The sequence below is a fragment of the Streptomyces sp. BR1 genome, assembly GCF_052373795.1.
GTDB lineage: Bacteria > Actinomycetota > Actinomycetes > Streptomycetales > Streptomycetaceae > Streptomyces.
This window is the reverse complement of sequence record NZ_CM126252.1, coordinates 466,902-483,423: the sequence shown is the minus strand read 5'-3', so window position 1 is coordinate 483,423 and position 16,522 is coordinate 466,902. Positions and strand designations below refer to the sequence as shown.

18 protein-coding genes are annotated in these 16,522 nt (G+C 72.4%); 12 read left to right on the top strand and 6 right to left on the bottom strand.

What is annotated here, in order from left to right:
• Positions 1–181 precede the first annotated feature (181 nt).
• Positions 182–1,429: a hypothetical protein gene (locus ACT1U9_RS02215; RefSeq protein ID WP_444536658.1), complete on the top strand. Its 1,248-nt coding sequence runs from the start codon at positions 182–184 to the stop codon at positions 1,427–1,429.
• A 41-nt stretch (positions 1,430–1,470) separates the two neighbouring features.
• A complete protein-coding gene (locus ACT1U9_RS02210; protein WP_444536657.1) occupies positions 1,471–1,671 on the top strand; it encodes a hypothetical protein in 201 nt (66 codons plus the stop codon).
• Positions 1,672–1,675: 4 nt separating this feature from the next.
• Here ACT1U9_RS02210 and ACT1U9_RS02205 read toward each other — a convergent pair whose 3' ends face one another.
• From ACT1U9_RS02205 to ACT1U9_RS02195, 3 genes are read right to left on the bottom strand one after another with little or no spacing between them, the layout of a single operon-like run.
• On the bottom strand, positions 1,676–2,341 hold the full coding sequence (locus ACT1U9_RS02205) for a phosphatase PAP2 family protein (RefSeq protein WP_444536656.1): 666 nt from the start codon (positions 2,339–2,341) through the stop codon (positions 1,676–1,678).
• Positions 2,338–2,919 carry a phosphatase PAP2 family protein gene (locus ACT1U9_RS02200; protein WP_444536655.1) on the bottom strand — a complete coding sequence of 194 codons (582 nt, stop codon included), beginning with the start codon at positions 2,917–2,919 and terminating at the stop codon, positions 2,338–2,340. Before ACT1U9_RS02200 ends, ACT1U9_RS02205 begins: the two co-directional genes overlap by 4 nt.
• A complete protein-coding gene (locus ACT1U9_RS02195) occupies positions 2,919–3,584 on the bottom strand; it encodes a DedA family protein (protein WP_444536654.1) in 666 nt (221 codons plus the stop codon). Before ACT1U9_RS02195 ends, ACT1U9_RS02200 begins: the two co-directional genes overlap by 1 nt.
• 124 nt (positions 3,585–3,708) lie before the next feature.
• Here ACT1U9_RS02195 and ACT1U9_RS02190 point away from each other — a divergent pair, with 124 nt between their 5' ends.
• The 5 genes from ACT1U9_RS02190 to ACT1U9_RS02170 all read left to right on the top strand — a co-directional run bounded on the left by ACT1U9_RS02190 (position 3,709) and on the right by ACT1U9_RS02170 (position 7,195).
• Positions 3,709–4,185, top strand: coding sequence for a BlaI/MecI/CopY family transcriptional regulator (locus ACT1U9_RS02190; RefSeq protein WP_444536653.1), 477 nt, complete (start codon positions 3,709–3,711; stop codon positions 4,183–4,185).
• Positions 4,182–5,114, top strand: coding sequence for a M56 family metallopeptidase (locus ACT1U9_RS02185; protein ID WP_444536652.1), 933 nt, complete (start codon positions 4,182–4,184; stop codon positions 5,112–5,114). Before ACT1U9_RS02190 ends, ACT1U9_RS02185 begins: the two co-directional genes overlap by 4 nt.
• Before the next feature lie 131 nt (positions 5,115–5,245).
• Entirely contained in the window at positions 5,246–5,797 is a 552-nt protein-coding gene (locus ACT1U9_RS02180) for a DoxX family protein (protein ID WP_444536651.1), read from the top strand.
• 247 nt (positions 5,798–6,044) lie between these two features.
• Entirely contained in the window at positions 6,045–6,500 is a 456-nt protein-coding gene (panD, locus tag ACT1U9_RS02175) for an aspartate 1-decarboxylase (RefSeq protein WP_188272598.1), read from the top strand.
• A 14-nt stretch (positions 6,501–6,514) separates the two neighbouring features.
• A complete protein-coding gene (locus tag ACT1U9_RS02170) occupies positions 6,515–7,195 on the top strand; it encodes an aspartate/glutamate racemase family protein (protein ID WP_444536650.1) in 681 nt (226 codons plus the stop codon).
• Positions 7,196–7,446: 251 nt separating this feature from the next.
• Here ACT1U9_RS02170 and gndA read toward each other — a convergent pair whose 3' ends face one another.
• The gene (gene gndA / locus ACT1U9_RS02165) at positions 7,447–8,889 is read right to left on the bottom strand and encodes an NADP-dependent phosphogluconate dehydrogenase (RefSeq protein ID WP_444536649.1); all 1,443 of its coding nucleotides are present in this window, start codon (positions 8,887–8,889) and stop codon (positions 7,447–7,449) included.
• Positions 8,890–9,101: 212 nt separating this feature from the next.
• Here gndA and ACT1U9_RS02160 point away from each other — a divergent pair, with 212 nt between their 5' ends.
• Positions 9,102–10,289, top strand: a complete 1,188-nt coding sequence (locus tag ACT1U9_RS02160; protein WP_444536648.1) for a transglycosylase family protein — start codon at positions 9,102–9,104, stop codon at positions 10,287–10,289.
• On the opposite strand, the gene ACT1U9_RS02155 is transcribed toward ACT1U9_RS02160, so the two are convergent.
• The gene (locus tag ACT1U9_RS02155) at positions 10,259–11,224 is read right to left on the bottom strand and encodes a DMT family transporter (RefSeq protein WP_444536647.1); all 966 of its coding nucleotides are present in this window, start codon (positions 11,222–11,224) and stop codon (positions 10,259–10,261) included. The genes ACT1U9_RS02160 and ACT1U9_RS02155 overlap by 31 nt on opposite strands.
• Before the next feature lie 293 nt (positions 11,225–11,517).
• On the opposite strand from ACT1U9_RS02155, the gene ACT1U9_RS02150 reads away from it, so the two are divergent.
• The gene (locus ACT1U9_RS02150) at positions 11,518–12,210 is read left to right on the top strand and encodes a (2Fe-2S)-binding protein (protein WP_444536646.1); all 693 of its coding nucleotides are present in this window, start codon (positions 11,518–11,520) and stop codon (positions 12,208–12,210) included.
• 127 nt (positions 12,211–12,337) lie between these two features.
• Positions 12,338–13,873 (top strand): SDR family NAD(P)-dependent oxidoreductase, encoded by a 1,536-nt coding sequence (locus ACT1U9_RS02145; protein WP_444536645.1) that lies wholly within the window; start codon positions 12,338–12,340, stop codon positions 13,871–13,873.
• Between the two features lie 58 nt (positions 13,874–13,931).
• On the opposite strand, the gene ACT1U9_RS02140 is transcribed toward ACT1U9_RS02145, so the two are convergent.
• Entirely contained in the window at positions 13,932–14,489 is a 558-nt protein-coding gene (locus ACT1U9_RS02140; RefSeq protein ID WP_444536644.1) for an inositol oxygenase family protein, read from the bottom strand.
• Between the two features lie 356 nt (positions 14,490–14,845).
• Here ACT1U9_RS02140 and ACT1U9_RS02135 point away from each other — a divergent pair, with 356 nt between their 5' ends.
• Together ACT1U9_RS02135 and ACT1U9_RS02130 are read left to right on the top strand one after the other, a co-directional pair.
• Positions 14,846–15,007, top strand: coding sequence for a hypothetical protein (locus tag ACT1U9_RS02135; RefSeq protein WP_188272606.1), 162 nt, complete (start codon positions 14,846–14,848; stop codon positions 15,005–15,007).
• A gap of 188 nt (positions 15,008–15,195) precedes the next feature.
• On the top strand, positions 15,196–16,491 hold the full coding sequence (locus tag ACT1U9_RS02130; protein ID WP_444536643.1) for a DUF6777 domain-containing protein: 1,296 nt from the start codon (positions 15,196–15,198) through the stop codon (positions 16,489–16,491).
• Positions 16,492–16,522 lie beyond the last annotated feature (31 nt).

Sequence of the window (16,522 nt, the reverse complement as noted above, 5' to 3'; positions counted from 1 at the left end):
TTCCGGCCGACTTCCGGGCAATTCACGAGGACGTACGGGAGAAATCCGGTGCGGCCGGGCTGTTGTTGCGGGGAATGGTGTTGAACGAGTCGTACGCTGAGGCGGTTATCGGTTATCGGGTTAATTCGGAAGTCTCCGGTCTACACATCAAGAGTCCGCGGGACGACTGACAGGAGACACGATGCGCGAGATCAGCCGAAGGGGACTGCTCGGGGCCGGACTTGGCGCCGCCGCGGCGGCCACGGTCGCCGGATGCGGCACGGAAGGCGCGATGAACTCCGGGCGACCACCGGGGACGGGAAAGGGTCCCGGCCATCCGGCCGCACCTAATGCGCCGGTAAAGCAGCAGGTCAGACTGATCGGTGACGGTTCGACAGCCGACACGGGACGCCAGCCGCACCAGCCCGACAAGCCGGTTCCGCTGGAACCGGGCCAGACTCCGCCGCAGTTCGTGATCTTCTCCTGGGACGGTGCCGGGGAAGTCGGCAACGGTCTCTTCCCGCGCTTTCTGGAACTCGCCCGCGACCACGGCGCCTCGATGACGTTCTTCCTCTCCGGGCTGTATCTCCTGCCCGAATCACGCAAGTCGCTGTACCGGCCGCCGAACAACCCGGTCGGCGCCTCCGATATCGGATATCTGACCGACGCGCATCTGCGCGAGACGCTGAAATGCGTACGCGAGGCCTGGTACGACGGACACGAGATCGGGACGCACTTCAACGGCCATTTCTGCGCCGGATCCGGCTCGGTGGCCAACTGGACGCCCGCCCAATGGCGCAGCGAGGTCGACCAGGCCGTCTCCTTCGTCACCCAGTGGCGCACCAACACGGGGTGGCACGACCTGGAACCGCTGCCCTTCGACTACCACAGGGAACTGATCGGCGGCCGCACCCCGTGCCTGCTCGGCCAGGACAACCTGCTGCCCATCGCCCGGCAGCTGGGCTGGCGTTACGACGCGTCCTCGCCCGGCGGCAGCCAGAAGTGGCCGGTCAGGAAGGAGGGCGTCTGGGATCTGCCGCTCCAGGCCATGCCGTTCCCCGGCCACTCCTTCGAGGTCCTGTCGATGGACTACAACATCCTCGCCAACCAGTCGAAGAACACCACCCGGGGTATGCCCTCGAACTACCCGGGCTGGCGCGAGCAGGCGACCCAGTCGTACATCGCCGGGTTCCAGCGCGCGTACGAGACCAACCGCGCGCCCCTCTACATCGGCAACCACTTCGAGGAATGGAACGGCGGGATCTACATGGACGCCGTCGAGGAGGCGCTGAAGGCGATGGCCGGGAAGAAGGACGTACGCCTGGTGTCGTTCCGGCAGTTCGTGGACTGGCTCGACGTCCAGCACCCCGCGGTCCTCGACAGGCTGCGCTCGCTGGAGGTCGGGCAGGCGCCGGCGGGCGGCTGGAACGCGTTCTTCAAGTCCGCCTGAACCCTGTTGTCCTGCTCGCCCCACCCCGAAGGGACCCTGTTGTGCACGAGATGAGAGCCGAGCCGGACCCCGCCGGGGGCGGGGCGGCGGGCCGGGCCGCGTTGCTCTGGCATGTCATGAGCACCGATGAACCGAGGACGATGTGCGGCCGCGTGCTCGGCCGCCCGGACGCGGCGACCCCGCCGAACCCGGACCTCACCGACGCCGACCGCTACTGCGCGGCGTGCATGGCGGCCTGCTGAGACGTCAGCCGCCGGGCACCGGCTCCTTGTGTGGTGTCTCCGCCCGTACGTGCGGCGCCCCCACCCACGCGCCGAGCGCCAGCCACGCGGCGGCGAAGAGCCAGCCCGCGATCACATCGCTCAGCCAGTGCACCCCGAGGTAGACCCGGGAGAGCCCGACCGCCGCGCCCCACACCAGGACCAGCGCGGTGGCGAGGCGCGCGCCCGTGGAGCGCGAGCGGGAGAGGATGGCCGCGGCCACCAGACCGGCCGTCAGCGCGGCGGTGGTGGCGTGGCCGGAGGGGAACGAGTAGCCGGAGGGGTGGGTGTGAGTGGCCCAGTCGGCCACGCTCGGCCGGGGACGGGCGACGGCCGCCATCAGTCCATGCCGTACGGCTTGGCCGAGGGCCAGGACCGCGAGCGCCCCGGCGGCCGCGCAGAGCCGCTGGCGGGCGTCGCGCCCGGCCAGCAGCGCGGCGCCGACGACCAGGAGATAGGGGAGTGCCCCGGTGCCGGTGGACGTGATCGCGCGGAACACGGCGAGCGCGACCGGTGGCCGGTGGTCGACCGACCAGGTGTGGGTGGCCCGGTCGCCGGGCAGCGGTGCCCCGTCCCGTACGGCGACGAGCACCGCGAGCAGGACGAACAGAAGCAGGCAGACCGCCGCGCCGACGCGCCGGGCCCTGGTCACCGGGCGGCCACGAGCGGCCGGAGCCGCGTGTCGCCCAGGCGCTCCACCAACGGCACGGCCCGGCGGGCCAGCAGCGTGAGCACCAGGGCGACCACCGCGCCCACGACGAGGCCCACGGCGATGTCATGCGGGTAGTGCGCGCCGATCCAGACCCGGGAGGCGGCCATCAGCAGGGCCGCGGGCACCGCGATCCAGGCCAGCGCCCGGTCGGTGAGCAGCACGGCCACGGCGGCGGCGGCCGCGATCGCGGCGTGGTTGCTGGGGAAGGACCAGTCGCCAAGCGGCGGACAGGCCTCGACGGTCACCACGTGCAGAGTCTGACACGGCCGCTGCTCATGGACGATCATCTTGAACACATCGTTGGCGAGGTAAGCCGCCACCACCACGAGCGGGGCCGCGAGCGCCATCGCGAGCCTGGCGCCGCCCTCCCGCCGGGCGCGCCACCAGACGAGGAGCATCAGTATCGCGAAGAGCCCGAGACCGTAGTCCGACCAGAGGCGGATGGTGGTGTCGACCCAGCCCGGGGCGTCCTGCGCCCGCTCGGTGATCCAGGTGTACAGGCCGTTGTCGAAGTGCATCAGCGGGCGTCCTCGGTGGTGCGGGCGCGACGGGCGCGCAGAAGTTCCAGGGCGATCGGGGTGAGGGAGACGGCGACCACCAGTGCGACGAGCGGCAGCAGATAGCGGTCGACGTTCGGGATGGAGGAGCCCAGCGCGTAGCCGCCGAGCACCAGGCCGACCGTCCACACCGTGCCGCCCGCCACCTGCCAGAGCGTGAAGACCCTGGTCGGCACGCCGAGCGCGCCCGCGAGCGGGTTGAGCACCGTACGGACGATGGGCACGAAGCGGGCCAGCACGATCGCCTTCGCGTGGCCGTACTTGGCGAGCAGCTCCTCGGCGCGGGCCGCGCCCTCGTGCAGCTTCTTCGACCTGCTGCGGGTGAGCAGCGCGCGACCGCCCCGGCGGCCGATCCAGAACCCGGCCTGCGCACCGATCAGGGCGCCCGCGACCGCGGCGATCAGGACCTGCGGCAGCGACAGCGACACCGGTCCGTCCTCGCCCGGCACGCACAGCAGCCCGGCCGTGAACAGCAGCGAGTCGCCGGGAAGGAAGAAGCCGACGAGCATTCCGGTCTCGGCGAACAGCACGACGGCGATGCCGATCGCGCCGAACGCCGACAGCAGGGAGCCGGCGTCGAGAACGTTCACGGCCTGCGGGGCGGCGGTGAACAGGGGTACGGCCATGGCGGTGGGCCCTCCCATAATGGTCTGCGGGCCATGAGTGGCGCGGGCCCGACTGACTACAGTGTTGTAGACGGTCTACGGAACTGTAGACGAATGATGCAGGAGGAACGTTCCCATGGGGGTCATGGACGGAACCGGACGGTTCGCAGGTCGCGAGGGCGGTGACGCACGGCGCCCGGCCGGAGAGCTGGAGGCGGGCGTGCTGGCCGCGCTCTGGTCCGCCGACGGGCCGCTCACGCCCGGCGAGGTCCAGGGAGCACTCGGCGGCAGCCTCGCCCGCACCACGGTGACGACGATCCTCACCCGCCTGTACGAGAAGGGCGCCGTCACCCGGGGCCGCTCCGGCCGCGGTTACGCCTACACCCCGACCGAGGACTCGCCGGGCCTCACCGCGCGCCGGATGCACACGGAGCTCGCGAAGGAGGAGGACCGCTCGACGGTCCTGGCCCGTTTCGTCTCCCAGCTCAGCGACGAGGACGAGCAACTGCTGCGCACCCTGCTCGACGGGGACGCGGGCGTGGTGACCGAGGTCACGGACGGCGCAGAGGACACCCGTACGTCGTCCGACCGGGGCCGGGCGCGGGGCGGTGACCAGGGATGATCTTCGCGGTGTGGATTCCGCTGCTCGTGCCGTTCCTGGCCGTGCCGGTCGCGCGGCGGCTCGCCGAGGCGCTGCCGCCGCGCCCGGCCGCCTGGCTGCTCGCCGCAGCCTCCACGGGTCTGGCCGCCTGCTCGACTGCCGCGCTGGGGCTGCTCGCCCTGGCCGGGGCACTGCGGCTGCAGTTCGTCGCGTCCCTGGGCAACCTGGTGACGCCACTGCGCGAGGTGCCCGCCGCGATCGCGCTCCCCGCCGCCTGCGTGGCGACCGCACTGCTCGCCCTGTCCGGCGTGGCCCTGATCCGCACCGCCCGCCGCCAGGTCGCGGAGCTGCGCGCGGCGCACCGCCGCCTCGCCCCCGGCACCGGTGAGCTCGCCGTGCTGCGCGACGCGTGCCCCGACGCCTACGCGCTGCCCGGTCGCCCCGGTCGCATCGTCGTCACCACCGGCATGCTCCGCGCCCTCGAACCGGCCGAGCGCGAGGCCCTGTTCGCGCACGAGCGCGCCCATCTGCGCGGCCGCCACCACCTCTTCCTCGCCGCCGCCGAACTCGCCGCACACTGCCACCCCGCGCTCCGCGCCCTGCGCGCCCCGCTCGAATACGCCCTGGAGCGCTGCGCCGACGAGGCCGCCGCCGGGGCCGTCGGCGACCGTCGGCTCGCCGCCCGCGCCATCGGCCGCGCCGCGCTCGCCAGCCGCGCGGGCGCCCCGGCCGCGCGGCCGCGCGCGGTGCTCGCGGCGGCGGCGGGTCCGGTGCCGCGCCGGGTCGCCGCCCTCCTGGACCGCCGCCCGGCCGCCGACGCGCTCCGCTCGCGCGGCGCCCGCCTGATAGCGGTCACGCTCCTCGCCTGCCTCTGCGCGTCGGCGGTCTCGGCCGTGGAGGCCGCCGCGGATCTGCACGGCGGAATCGAGACGGCCCAGGGCGAGGGCTGACCCGCCCGAGGGACCCGTACGGCCCAGCAAACCTGCGGCCCAGTGCCGTGGGTCCCCGAGAGTGGAACCCGTACGTCCGTAACGGCGTACGCGTCGCGTAGACGTACGTACGGGCACTGCGGGAGGCAGCCATGACTTGCATCAACCGACGGGACCTCGGACTCCTGGTCCTGCGGGTGGGCACCGGCGCGGTCCTCGCGGCGCACGGCACGCAGAAGCTCTTCGGCTGGTTCGGCGGCTCCGGGCTCGAAGCCACCGCCGCCGGCATGGAGCACATGGGCTTCAAGCCGGGCAAGCAGAGCGCGCTGGCCGCCGGGCTCGGCGAGGCGGGCGGCGGCGCGCTCCTCGCCCTCGGGCTCGCCACCCCGGTGGCGGGGGCGGCCGCGGCGGGCGCGATGGCGGGTGCGGTCTCCGTGCACGCCCCCGCCGGGTTCTTCAACCAGGGCGGCGGCTTCGAGTACCCGGCGTTCCTGGGCTTCACGGCCGCCGCGATCGGCGTCGCCGGGGCCGGGCGCTACTCCCTGGACCACGCCACCTGCCATGTCCTGGACCGGCCGTGGACCGTCGCCCTGGCCTTCCTGGGCAGCGCGGCGGCCGCGGCCGCCGTGGTCGGCCGGCGGGCGCAGGGCCAGGACGGCGGGGACGACGAGGGCGAGCCGCCGGAGCCGGAGCCGTTCGACTGAGCCGGGCGCGGCCGCTTCGGGCGTAGGACCGAATCCGGGCATGGCCGCTTCAAGGCATACGACCGGCGAGTACGGGTGAGCCCGGGCGCGGCCCCACACGCCGACCGGGGGCATCCAACCGCGGCGGCTGTTGAGATGTGCGACGCAGGCCACAGGCCATGGCGGCGGACCGAGGTCGTACCCTGTCAGTCGACGGCGCGTACCCCGACCGGGGGCGCGACCCTTTTGTCTGGCTGGGAGTGACGCCGTGCTGCGCACCATGTTCAAGTCCAAGATCCACCGTGCCACCGTGACGCAGGCGGACCTCCATTACGTGGGGTCCGTGACGGTCGACGCCGAGCTGATGGAAGCCGCCGATCTGCTGCCCGGCGAGCTCGTCCATATCGTCGACATCGACAATGGCGCGCGCCTGGAGACGTACGTCATCGAGGGCGAGCGCGGCTCCGGCGTCATCGGCATCAACGGCGCCGCAGCGCACCTCGTCCACCCCGGTGACCTCGTGATCCTCATCAGCTACGCGCAGGTCGACGACGCGGAGGCGCGCACGCTGCGGCCGAGCATCGTGCACGTCGACGCGGACAACCGGATCGTCGAGCTCGGCGAGGACGCCTCGGCGCCGGTACCGGGCACCGACCAGCGCCGCAGCCCGCACGCCGTACCGGCCGCCCCCGCACCGCTTCCCGCCACCGTCCCGCAGCACTGACCCGGGAGACCCTCATGGCCGACGCGCCCGCCCCCGACATCCGAGACGACCGCCCCCAGGGCGGCGAACTCACGCTGCTGCACACCGCGATGGTGCACGTCCCGGTCTTCGACGCGTTGCGGGACGAGGACCATTCCGGCCTGGAACTGCGGCACCTGGTCTACCCCGAACTGCTCGGCCGGGCGCAGGGAGCGGGCCCGTCGGGCGCGGCCGAGGCCACGAAGACCGTCCTCACCGAGGCGGTGGCCGAGGGCGCGACCGCCGTGCTCTGCACCTGCTCCACGATCGGCGCGATCGCGGAGGCGGCCGGGGCCGAACTCGGCGTCCCCGTCCTGCGCGTGGACCGCCCGATGGCGGCCGCGGCGGTCGCGTACGGCCCCCGCGTCGTCGTCATCGCCGCCCTGGAGTCCACGGTGGCCTCCACCACGGCCCTGCTCCACGAGGAAGCGGCCAAGGCGGGCCGCGAGGTCACCCCGCGCACGGTCCTGCTGGACCGCGCCTGGAAACTCTTCGAGTCGGGCGACCCGGTGGGTTACCACTGGGCGGTCGCCGAGGCCATCGAGGCGGTGGAGGACGCGGACGCGATCGTCCTGGCCCAGGCGTCGATGACCCCGGCGACGGAGTTGGTCCCGTCGAGGATCCCCGTCCTCACGAGCCCCCGGCTCGGGTTGGCGGCGGCGGCGCGGCTGGTGTGACGGGGAGGCGCAGTTCCCCACGCCCCTAAGGAGGGCCCGAAGGGCCCATCAAGGGGCGGGGGGAACTGCGCGAGCAACCCAGCACGATCCGCAGAAGAAGCGGGGTGCAGGGGCGAAGCCCCGCATACCCACCCACCCCCGGCGGGGTGCAGGGGCCGCAGGCCCCGCAAAAGGGGTCCGGGGGCGCAGCCCCCGGGGAAACCCACCTCCATCCCCCGGAGGGTTCAGGGAAGGGGGTGGGGTGGGGGACGTCACCCCGTCGAGACCTCCGTCCGGTCCCCGCCCCACAGCGTGTGGAACGAGCCCTCCCGGTCGACACGCCGATACGTGTGCGCCCCGAAGAAGTCCCGCTGACCCTGCGTAAGGGCGGCCGGGAGCCGGGGGGCGCGCAGCGCGTCGTAATACGCGAGCGCCGCCGAGAACCCCGGCACCGGCACCCCATGCCGCGCCGCCGCCACGACGACCCCGCGCCAGTCGTCCTGCGCCGCCCCGATCTCCTCGCCGAACCGCTTGTCGGCGAGCAGGCTGACCAGCTCGGGCTGCGCGTCGTACGCGGCCCGGATGCGGTCCAGGAACGCCGCCCGGATGATGCACCCGGCGCGCCAGATCGAGGCGACCGCGCCCAGATCGACACCCCAGTCGTACTGCTCGCTCCCCGCCCGGATCTGGTGGAAGCCCTGTGTGTACGACACGATCTTCGAGGCGTACAGCGCCTGTTCCACCTGCGCCGCGAACGCCTCCGCCTCCGCCTCGCTCAGCGCCGGCGCCGACGGCCCGGCCAGCGAGCGCGACACCTCGCGCAGATCCTCGTGGCCGGAAAGCGACCGCGCGAACACCGCCTCCGCGATGCCGGAGACGGGCACCCCGAGGTCGAGCGCGATCTGCACCGTCCACCGCCCCGTGCCCTTCTGCTCGGCCCGGTCCTCCACCACGTCGACGAACGGCTTGCCGCTCGCCGCGTCCACATGCGCGAGCACCTCCGCCGTGATCTCGATCAGATATGAGTCGAGGCGCCCGGTGTTCCAGCCCCGGAACGTTTCGGCGATCTTCGCGGGGGAGTACCCGGCGACCGTGCGCAGCAGGTGGTACGCCTCGGCGATCAGCTGCATATCGGCGTACTCGATGCCGTTGTGGACCATCTTCACGAAGTGGCCCGCGCCGTCCGGACCTACGTGTGTGACACACGGCGTCCCGTCCGGCGCCTTCGCCGCGATCTTCTCCAGGAGCGGTCCCAGCGACTCGTACGACTCGGCCGAACCGCCCGGCATGATGCTCGGCCCGTGCAGCGCGCCCTCCTCACCGCCGGACACGCCCGCGCCCACGAAGTGGATGCCCCGCTCGCGCAGCGTGCGTTCGCGCCGGCGGGTGTCCTCGAAGTGCGCGTTGCCGCCGTCGATGATGACGTCGCCCTCGTCGAGCAGCGGCGCGAACTCCTCGATCACCGCGTCCGTCGGCTCACCCGCCTTGACCATGATCACCAGTCGGCGCGGCCGCTCAAGCGCCGCCACGAACTCCTCGGCGGACTCGGCGGGCACGAAGGCGCCCTCGTCGCCGAACTCCTCGACCAGCGCCCGGGTCTTGGCCGCCGTACGGTTGTGCACCGCGACCGTGAGGCCGTTGCGCGCGAAGTTACGGGCGAGGTTGCGCCCCATGACGGCGAGTCCGGTGACGCCGATCTGGGCTGTTCCACTCATGGCACTGCTCCTCGGTGCTCGGGTGCGCTGCTCGATCAACACTACGGAAGAGTCCAAGTCGCGCGACCCGGGCGGCATTCCCGTCGTACGGGGTGACACGAGCCGGTAGCAGGGGCGCGCGTGGGACCCCGCCCGCACTCCCGTACGCACTCTTGTCACAGCGCGTTCGCAGCCCCTACTTTGGCGGCTCCTGATGCGTTCGAGGGGGACCCATGTCCGTACGCGGGCGGCACCGCCGGTATCAGCCGAGCCGTATCAACCGGGCCTCGCTGACGGTGACGGCGGGCGGGGCGGGCATGGCCCTGCCACTGATAGGAGCGGGCACCGCGCACGCCGCCTCGCTGGACGTCTGGGACAAGGTCGCGGCCTGCGAGTCCACCGACAACTGGACCATCAACACCGGCAACGGCTATTACGGCGGGCTGCAGTTCAGCCAGTCGACCTGGGTGGCGTACGGCGGACGGCAGTACGCCCCGCGTGCCGATCTGGCCGCCAGGAGCGAGCAGATAGCCGTGGCCGAGAAGGTACTCAAGGACCAGGGGCCCGGTGCCTGGCCGGTCTGTTCGGGGGAGGCCGGTCTCACCCGGGCCTCCGTGCACCCGGCGGTGGCCCACGTCCAGGCCCACCACCCTCAGACGACGAAGAAGACGCCCGCTCCGCACATCACCCCGCACACCGCCGCGCAGGCGAGCCCGACCAAGGTGCCCGGCAAGCGCGACTCGTACACCGTCGTCCCCGGCGACTCCCTCTCCCGTATCGCGCACACCGAGCACGTCAAGGGCGGCTGGCACCAGCTGTACACCGACAACCGCGAGGTCATCGGCCGCGATCCGGACCTGATACTGCCCGGCCAGCACCTCGCGTTACCGGGCGCGGCGACCCCGCCGAAGACCCATCCGCAGCCGCCCCACAAGCCGTCACCCGCGAAGCAGAAACCGAAGTCGCCGCCGAAGCAGCAGCCGGCCCCCCACGAGGAGACGGTCTCGCACAGGACCGCCACCTTCACCGCACCGGTCGACGCCGACCCCAGCACCCCGTACCACAAGGCCGGTGCCTCCTGGGCGAGCGGCTATCACACGGGGGTCGACTTCCCCGTCCCGACCGGGACGGCGGTGCACGCGGTCGCCGCCGGCAAGGTGGTCGAGGCGGGCTGGGGCGGCAGTTACGGCTACCAGGTGGTCATCCGGCACACCGACGGCCGGTACAGCCAGTACGCCCATCTCTCGGCCGTGAACGTACGGGCCGGGCAGCAGATCAACACCGGTCAGCGGCTCGGGCGTTCGGGCTCCACCGGCAACGCCACGGGTCCGCATCTGCACTTCGAGATCCGCACCGGACCCGCGTACGGCTCGGACATCGACCCGCTGGCCTACCTCAAGGCGGGCGGCGTCAGCCTCTGATCGCCGGTGCTCTTGCCGTCGCCGCTCTCGGCGCTCTGGCCGGGTGCCGGGATGCCCGGCAGGGTCCCTCGCTCGGCCGTGGTCGTCTGGCGCTCGGTCCGTGAGCGGCGCGCGGGTGTGCTCATCCGCTCGGTGGTGAGCAGGATCAGACCGCCCGCCGCCACCACGCCGCTGGCCAGCGCGATGGCGAGCCCGGCCGTGCCGTACCGGAACTCCTCGCCGAACAGGGTGAGTCCGACGGTGGCCGCGACCACCGGGTTGACCACGGTGACGGTCGCCAGCGGCGCGGCGAGCCCGGCGCCCCGGTAGGAGGCCTGGGAGATCAGCAGACCCGCCGCCGCGAGCACGGCTATGGCCAGCAGGCTCGGCACCTCGCTGAGCTTCAGCCCGTCGTTCCAGTCCTCGGCCACCACTTTGGTGAAGACCGAGGCCATGCCGAACGAGACACCGGCCGATGCCGCGAGCAGCACACTGCGCAGCACCGGCTTGTGCACCGCGCGCGAGCCGAGGAAGAGCGCCCCCATCCCGGCGAAGGTCGCGGCCGCGAGGATCAGGCGCTGGCCGCCGTTCACCGAGTCGGCGTCCGCGTCGGTGGTCAGCGCGAGCAGCCCCGCGAGTCCGGCGGTCGCCATGATCGCGCCGCGCCAGGCCGCCGCCCCCGCCTTGCGCCGTACGAACACGGCGGCCATCGGGAGCGCGAAGACTATGGTCAGCGCGCCCAGCGGCTGGACGAGGGTGAGCGGTCCGCAGGCGAGCGCCACCACGTGCAGCAGCGCGCCCAGGCCGTTGAGTGCCACGGAGCCCCACCAGGCGCCCTGGCGGAGATATGTGCTGTCGGGGGTGGCCGCGGCCACGCGCTCCTGCACGATCGCCGCGGCCGCGTAGGCGACGGCGGAGATCAGGGACAGCAGCACGGACAGGGCTAGGGCACTCATGCATCCACGATCTCTCGTGAATCGCCTCACGTCGTCGTCCTTGAGCACGCATTGACACGTACTGCCATAGGAGTACGCGTCTACTCCAGAAGTCGCCCATACATCGGGCATTTAGGACAACTGCTGGTCGGCGGGGGTGTGATGAGATCTTCTCGGCCACTCTGACGACCAGGGTGTCGCATAGTAGTCGCACTATTGTTCGGTCGAAAATCTGGAAGAATTACCGGGATTCCGGCGCGGACACGACACGTTTCACGGTCGTGCGCGGCAGCGGACGTTAAAGGGGACGAGTGGTGGATCTGACGGCGGCGGCGTCGGTGGGCGGGTTCTTCGCGCTGCGCACCGGATCACCCGGCGGCGGGCACCTCCCGCTTTCGCGGTTGTACGCGGGGGAGGGCGCCCCGCTCGCGGCCCGGATCGACACCGTCGAGGCCCGCCTGAACGCCCCCGAACGCCGCACCGCCGCCTCCGTCGCCCACCTCGGTCTGGTCGCCCGGCTCTGGTCGATCGCGCTCGGGCCCGCCGTGCTCCACGGCGAGGTGCCCGATCTCACACCGGACGCACTGTCCTGGGACGGCGGGCAGAGCGCGCCCGACGACCTGCTGCTCGACGGCGTGCGCGCGCTGCCCGGCACGGCCGAGCGGATCCGCGAGGGCGTCCAGTACGGCCACCTGGTGCCGCTCGCCGACGCCTTCCGGCGCGACACCCCGCTCTCGTACGGATTGCTGTGGGGCAACGCAGGATCCGCGCTCGCCGGCGCCGTGCGCGAACTCCACGGCTGGGCGCGGCGCAACGGCCGCCCCGAGGCGGCACGCCGCGCCCTGGAGCTCGGCGCCGAACTCTTCGCCCACCCCGACCTCGCGGGCACCGGCACCCTGCTGCCCGGCCCCGCCCTCCGGCGCCGCAGCTGCTGCCTCTACTACCGCGTCCCGGGCGGCGGCCTCTGCGGCGACTGCGTCTTCGACCGCCCGCCGGGACGCGGCTGACCAGGGCCGCGGAGCCTCTTGATCATGGGCGCGGTTTGGTATGGGGCGCCCCCGCTCCGTACGATTCCGCTTTTGGGAACTTCCGCGCGGGCGCGACCGCACACATGACCGAGGAACGGCGACGGCGATGACGGTGACAGAGGACATCCAGGACCAGGAGTACGGTCCCGGCATCGGCCAGGAGCCCGCCGAGTCCGACGTGGAGTACGGCCCCGGCATCGACCCGGAGCGGCTCGCCCTCTGCCTCAGTGTGCTGGCCGAGCTCGACACCATCGAGGTCGACCACCCCGACGCGATCGCCGTGCGCCGCGCCACCGCCGCCATCTACCGGACCGTGAAGCAGCGCCGCCGCCAGGAGCGCCGGGCCGCCAAGACCGCGCACGACCGGGCCGTCACGCATGCCACCGCCACCGGCTCCGCCGAGCGCATCGACGACGAGACCGAGGGCATCCTGCCCTCCTCCGCGACCCCGACCGGAGAGATCGCGGGGATACTCCAGCGCCCGCGCTCCTGCTACATCTGCAAGACGCGGTACGTGGAAGTCGACTACTTCTACCACCAGCTCTGCCAGAAGTGCGCCGCCGAGAACCGGTTCCGCCGGGACGCCCGCACCGACCTGACCGGCAAGCGCGCGCTGCTCACCGGCGGCCGGGCGAAGATCGGCATGTACATCGCGCTGCGGCTGCTGCGCGACGGCGCCCACACCACCATCACCACCCGCTTCCCCAAGGACGCCATCCGCCGCTTCAAGGCGATGGAGGACTCGGCGGAGTGGATGCACCGCCTCGAAGTGGTCGGCATCGACCTGCGTGACCCGGCGCAGGCGGTCGCCCTGGCCGAGCAGACGGCCGAGCAGGGCCCGCTCGACATCCTGATCAACAACGCCACCCAGACCGTGCGCCGGCTGCCCTCCGCCTACGCCGCCCTGGTCGAGGGCGAGGGCGCCCCGCTGCCCGCCGGTGAGCTGCCCGCCCACCACGTCATCGGCGCCTTCAACTCCGGCTCGGTCAGTGATCTTGGCGGACCGGCCGCGCTGCCGCTCGGCACCTCCGGCCTCGACGCCCAGCGGGTCGCCGACCTCGCCCTGGTCGCGGGCAATGCCAGCATCGCCAAGCACCGCGACGGCAGCGCCCTGGACGCGGGCGGCCTGCTCCCGGACGTGGTCGACACCAACACCTGGGTGCAGTCCATCGACCAGATCTCCCCGGTCGAGCTGCTCGAAACCCAGCTGTGCAACTACACCGCGCCGTTCATCCTGATCAGCCGGCTCCGCCCGGTGATGGCCGAGGCCGCCCGCAAGGCGCCCAACGGCCGTGCGTACGTGGTGAACGTCTCCGCGATGGAGGGCGTCTTCAGCCGCGGCTACAAGGGTGCCGGGCACCCCAACACCAACGCTGCCAAGGCCGCCATGAACATGGTGACCCGCACCAGCGGCCAGGAGATGTTCGAGACCGACAAGATCCTGATGACCTCGGTCGACACCGGCTGGATCACCGACGAGCGCCCGCACCACGACAAGCTGCGGCTCGCCGAGGAGGGCTTCCACGCCCCGCTCGACCTGGTCGACGGCGCGGCCCGGGTGTACGACCCGATCGTGCGCGGCGAGGCGGGCGAGGACCTGCACAGCGTCTTCATGAAGGACTACTCGCCCGGCAACTGGTAGGCCCGGCAGGCGGTTCGGCCCCGTCTTCGGTCAGGTCCCACGCGGCCCGGTGCAGCGCTCAGTGCGCGTGCCGGGCCGCGACCAGTTCCAGGACCGGCCGCCAGTCGTCCAGCACACCCACGTCCAGGCCGACGACCTTGCCGGCGTCGTCGGCCTGCCGCAGGCTGAGCGCCGCCTCGGCCTCCGGGTCGAGCGCGAACGCGTCCGCCTCCTCGAACGACATCACCCCGCCCTGCGCCCGCAGGGTCAGCTCGCTCTGCGCTGATAGCGTCCGGTCGGGCTCGACCGTCGCCAGATAGCGCTTGGCCGGGACGTGCAGCTGCACCAGCCGGGCCACCCGCGCCCCGAGCAGCGGGCGCACCGCGTCGGCCGCGCGGTCGGCATGGCCCGCGTCGTCACCCGGACGGAGCAGATGCCCCAGGTCGTGCACGAGCCCGGCGAGCTGGAGCTCCTTGTCACTGGGATGGGCGCGGCGCAGCAGATGCGCGGTCTGCAGCGCGTGGTCGTGCAGATCGACCGGATCACCGCTGCGATCGGGTGTGTCCCAGGCGTCCCGGCAGGCGTACAGCAGGTCCATCAGCTCCGTGACGGACCGAGGCCGGCTCGGCTGGTCCATGTGAACTCCTCCCGGGTGGCGGACGTCGCGGAACAGCAGATCATGGCCGGATGAACACCGTGTTGAACGTGCGGCGAAGGAAAGTTGACGCAAAGGAAGTGGCCCCATCGAGCGGGACCCCGCTCATTTGGTTACTCTGACCCCGACGGAAGCCATCAAAGGATCGACCAGTCCTCGATGCCCGTTCCGGGACCGGCCCGCAAACTGGGCCGAGCTTCCGACAGAGTGCCGGCGCCACCGCGTCAGAACTGCCCCTGCCCCCTGCCCCCTTCGGGCGGTCGGCGACCGGGAAGAGACCGGAGTCGCCAGTACGCCCAGGGTTACGCGACACAGAGGAGTGCGCGGTGACACCAGAGATGACTGAACGCGAACAGCGGACGCCGGAACGCGGCGGCGACCGGACCGGCCGGCCCGAGAAGCTCCGCAACCTTGAGGTCTGGGCCCGTTCGGCCCCGATCCGGCTGGCCGGCTACGAGGACGACCTCGCCGAGCCGCACATCCTGCCGGGCATCGACTGAGTGAACCGGGTGAGCTGAGCGCACCGTTCCCTGCCCCGAGGTGCCCCCTGCTCCGGCAGGGGGCACCTCCATGTCCGGTGACCTCCGTACCGCGCGATGCGTACGAAAGGCGGCCGTCCGCTTGCGGACCCGGCCGACCTCCGGCAGACAATAAGGGATAACTCGGGGCGAACAGGTGGGAGATCTACGTGCGCTCGACCCCACGCCGGTTCACCCTGGCCGCGACCGTCATGTCCCTCGCCGTCCTCGTCGCCGCGTGCGGCGGGGGCAGCAGCGGGAACAGCGCCTCCGACCAGAAGGAGCTGTTCCTCCAGCCGGTCGCCGCGTCCGGCCCCGACCCCTTCACGGAGTCGACGGCCAAGTCCGCCAAGCCGCTGACCCCTTCGCAGCCACCGCCGAGTGCCCCCAGCCCGTCGGCGCCCGTGCAGGCGATCCACTCCGTCCCCGGCTCCACGCCCGGCCTCTACGGCGGTACGCAGTCGGTGGCCAGCTGCGACGTGGAGCAGCAGATCCGGTTCCTGGACGCGGACAAGGCCAAGGCGCGGGCGTTCTCCGAGACCGTCGGGATCAACCAGAACGACCTGCCCTCGTTCCTGCGCGGCCTCACCCCGGTGGTGCTGCGGGCCGACACCCGGGTCACCAACCACGGCTTCAAGGACGGCCACGCCACCGCCTTCCAGTCCGTCCTCCAGGCCGGCACCGCGGTCATGGTCGACGACCACGGCATCCCCCGGGTGCGGTGCGCCTGCGGCAACCCGCTGAATCCGCCGGTCGCGACCCAGGGGGCCGCGTCCCGGGGCCAGTCGTGGCCGGGCTACCAGCCGTCGCGGACCGTGGTCATCAACCGCACCACGACGGTGATCAACAGCCTGATCATCGTGAACATCATCAACAACACCTGGATCGAGCGCAGGAGGGGCGACAACGGTTCGCGCGACCGCGACCGGCCCGACATCCAGATCGACCCGACCGCGCCGGTCGTCCCGGAGTCGCCGACCCCGGTGAGCCCGGAGCAGTCCAGCCCGGGCGTCTCGCCGAGTGAGTCCTCGGCGTCCCCGAACTCGCCGAGCGCGTCCACCAGCACCACCTGCCCGCCCGGGACCCCGACCACCACCGTGACGCAGTCGCCCCCCGGGGTCGCCCCCGGTGGCACCCCGCCGAACGCGGCGGCGACACCCGGCGGCACCACGCCCAACGTGGCAGCGACCCCCAACGGGGCCACGACGTCCTCGGGCTGCCCGACGGCCACCGTCACGGTCAGTCCCAAGCTGACGACGCAGCCGCCCTCGCCGCGCACGCCCAGCACGCTGCCGCCGACACAGCCGCTCGTGCCGACCCCGTCCACCGAGCTGCCCACGCTGCCCTCGGAGCCGCCGCCGGTCTTCCCCCAGGAGCCGTCGGCGGGCTCCGGCACCACGGAGATGCCGACCGGCACCTCCGACTTCGACACCGAGCCACCCCTGGACGCCCGACAGCTGACCTGACCGGATGCCCCCGATCGGCCCAAAGATCGGA

Coding starts and splice junctions, on each gene's coding strand:
- ACT1U9_RS02215 (WP_444536658.1), top strand. CDS start 182: ATGCGCGAGATCAGCCGAAGGGGACTGCTCGGGGCCGGACTTGGCGCC.
- ACT1U9_RS02200 (WP_444536655.1), bottom strand. CDS start 2,919: ATGCACTTCGACAACGGCCTGTACACCTGGATCACCGAGCGGGCGCAG.
- ACT1U9_RS02195 (WP_444536654.1), bottom strand. CDS start 3,584: ATGGCCGTACCCCTGTTCACCGCCGCCCCGCAGGCCGTGAACGTTCTC.
- ACT1U9_RS02190 (WP_444536653.1), top strand. CDS start 3,709: ATGGACGGAACCGGACGGTTCGCAGGTCGCGAGGGCGGTGACGCACGG.
- ACT1U9_RS02185 (WP_444536652.1), top strand. CDS start 4,182: ATGATCTTCGCGGTGTGGATTCCGCTGCTCGTGCCGTTCCTGGCCGTG.
- ACT1U9_RS02180 (WP_444536651.1), top strand. CDS start 5,246: ATGACTTGCATCAACCGACGGGACCTCGGACTCCTGGTCCTGCGGGTG.
- ACT1U9_RS02170 (WP_444536650.1), top strand. CDS start 6,515: ATGGCCGACGCGCCCGCCCCCGACATCCGAGACGACCGCCCCCAGGGC.
- gndA (WP_444536649.1), bottom strand. CDS start 8,889: ATGAGTGGAACAGCCCAGATCGGCGTCACCGGACTCGCCGTCATGGGG.
- ACT1U9_RS02160 (WP_444536648.1), top strand. CDS start 9,102: ATGTCCGTACGCGGGCGGCACCGCCGGTATCAGCCGAGCCGTATCAAC.
- ACT1U9_RS02155 (WP_444536647.1), bottom strand. CDS start 11,224: ATGAGTGCCCTAGCCCTGTCCGTGCTGCTGTCCCTGATCTCCGCCGTC.
- ACT1U9_RS02145 (WP_444536645.1), top strand. CDS start 12,338: ATGACGGTGACAGAGGACATCCAGGACCAGGAGTACGGTCCCGGCATC.
- ACT1U9_RS02140 (WP_444536644.1), bottom strand. CDS start 14,489: ATGGACCAGCCGAGCCGGCCTCGGTCCGTCACGGAGCTGATGGACCTG.
- ACT1U9_RS02135 (WP_188272606.1), top strand. CDS start 14,846: ATGACTGAACGCGAACAGCGGACGCCGGAACGCGGCGGCGACCGGACC.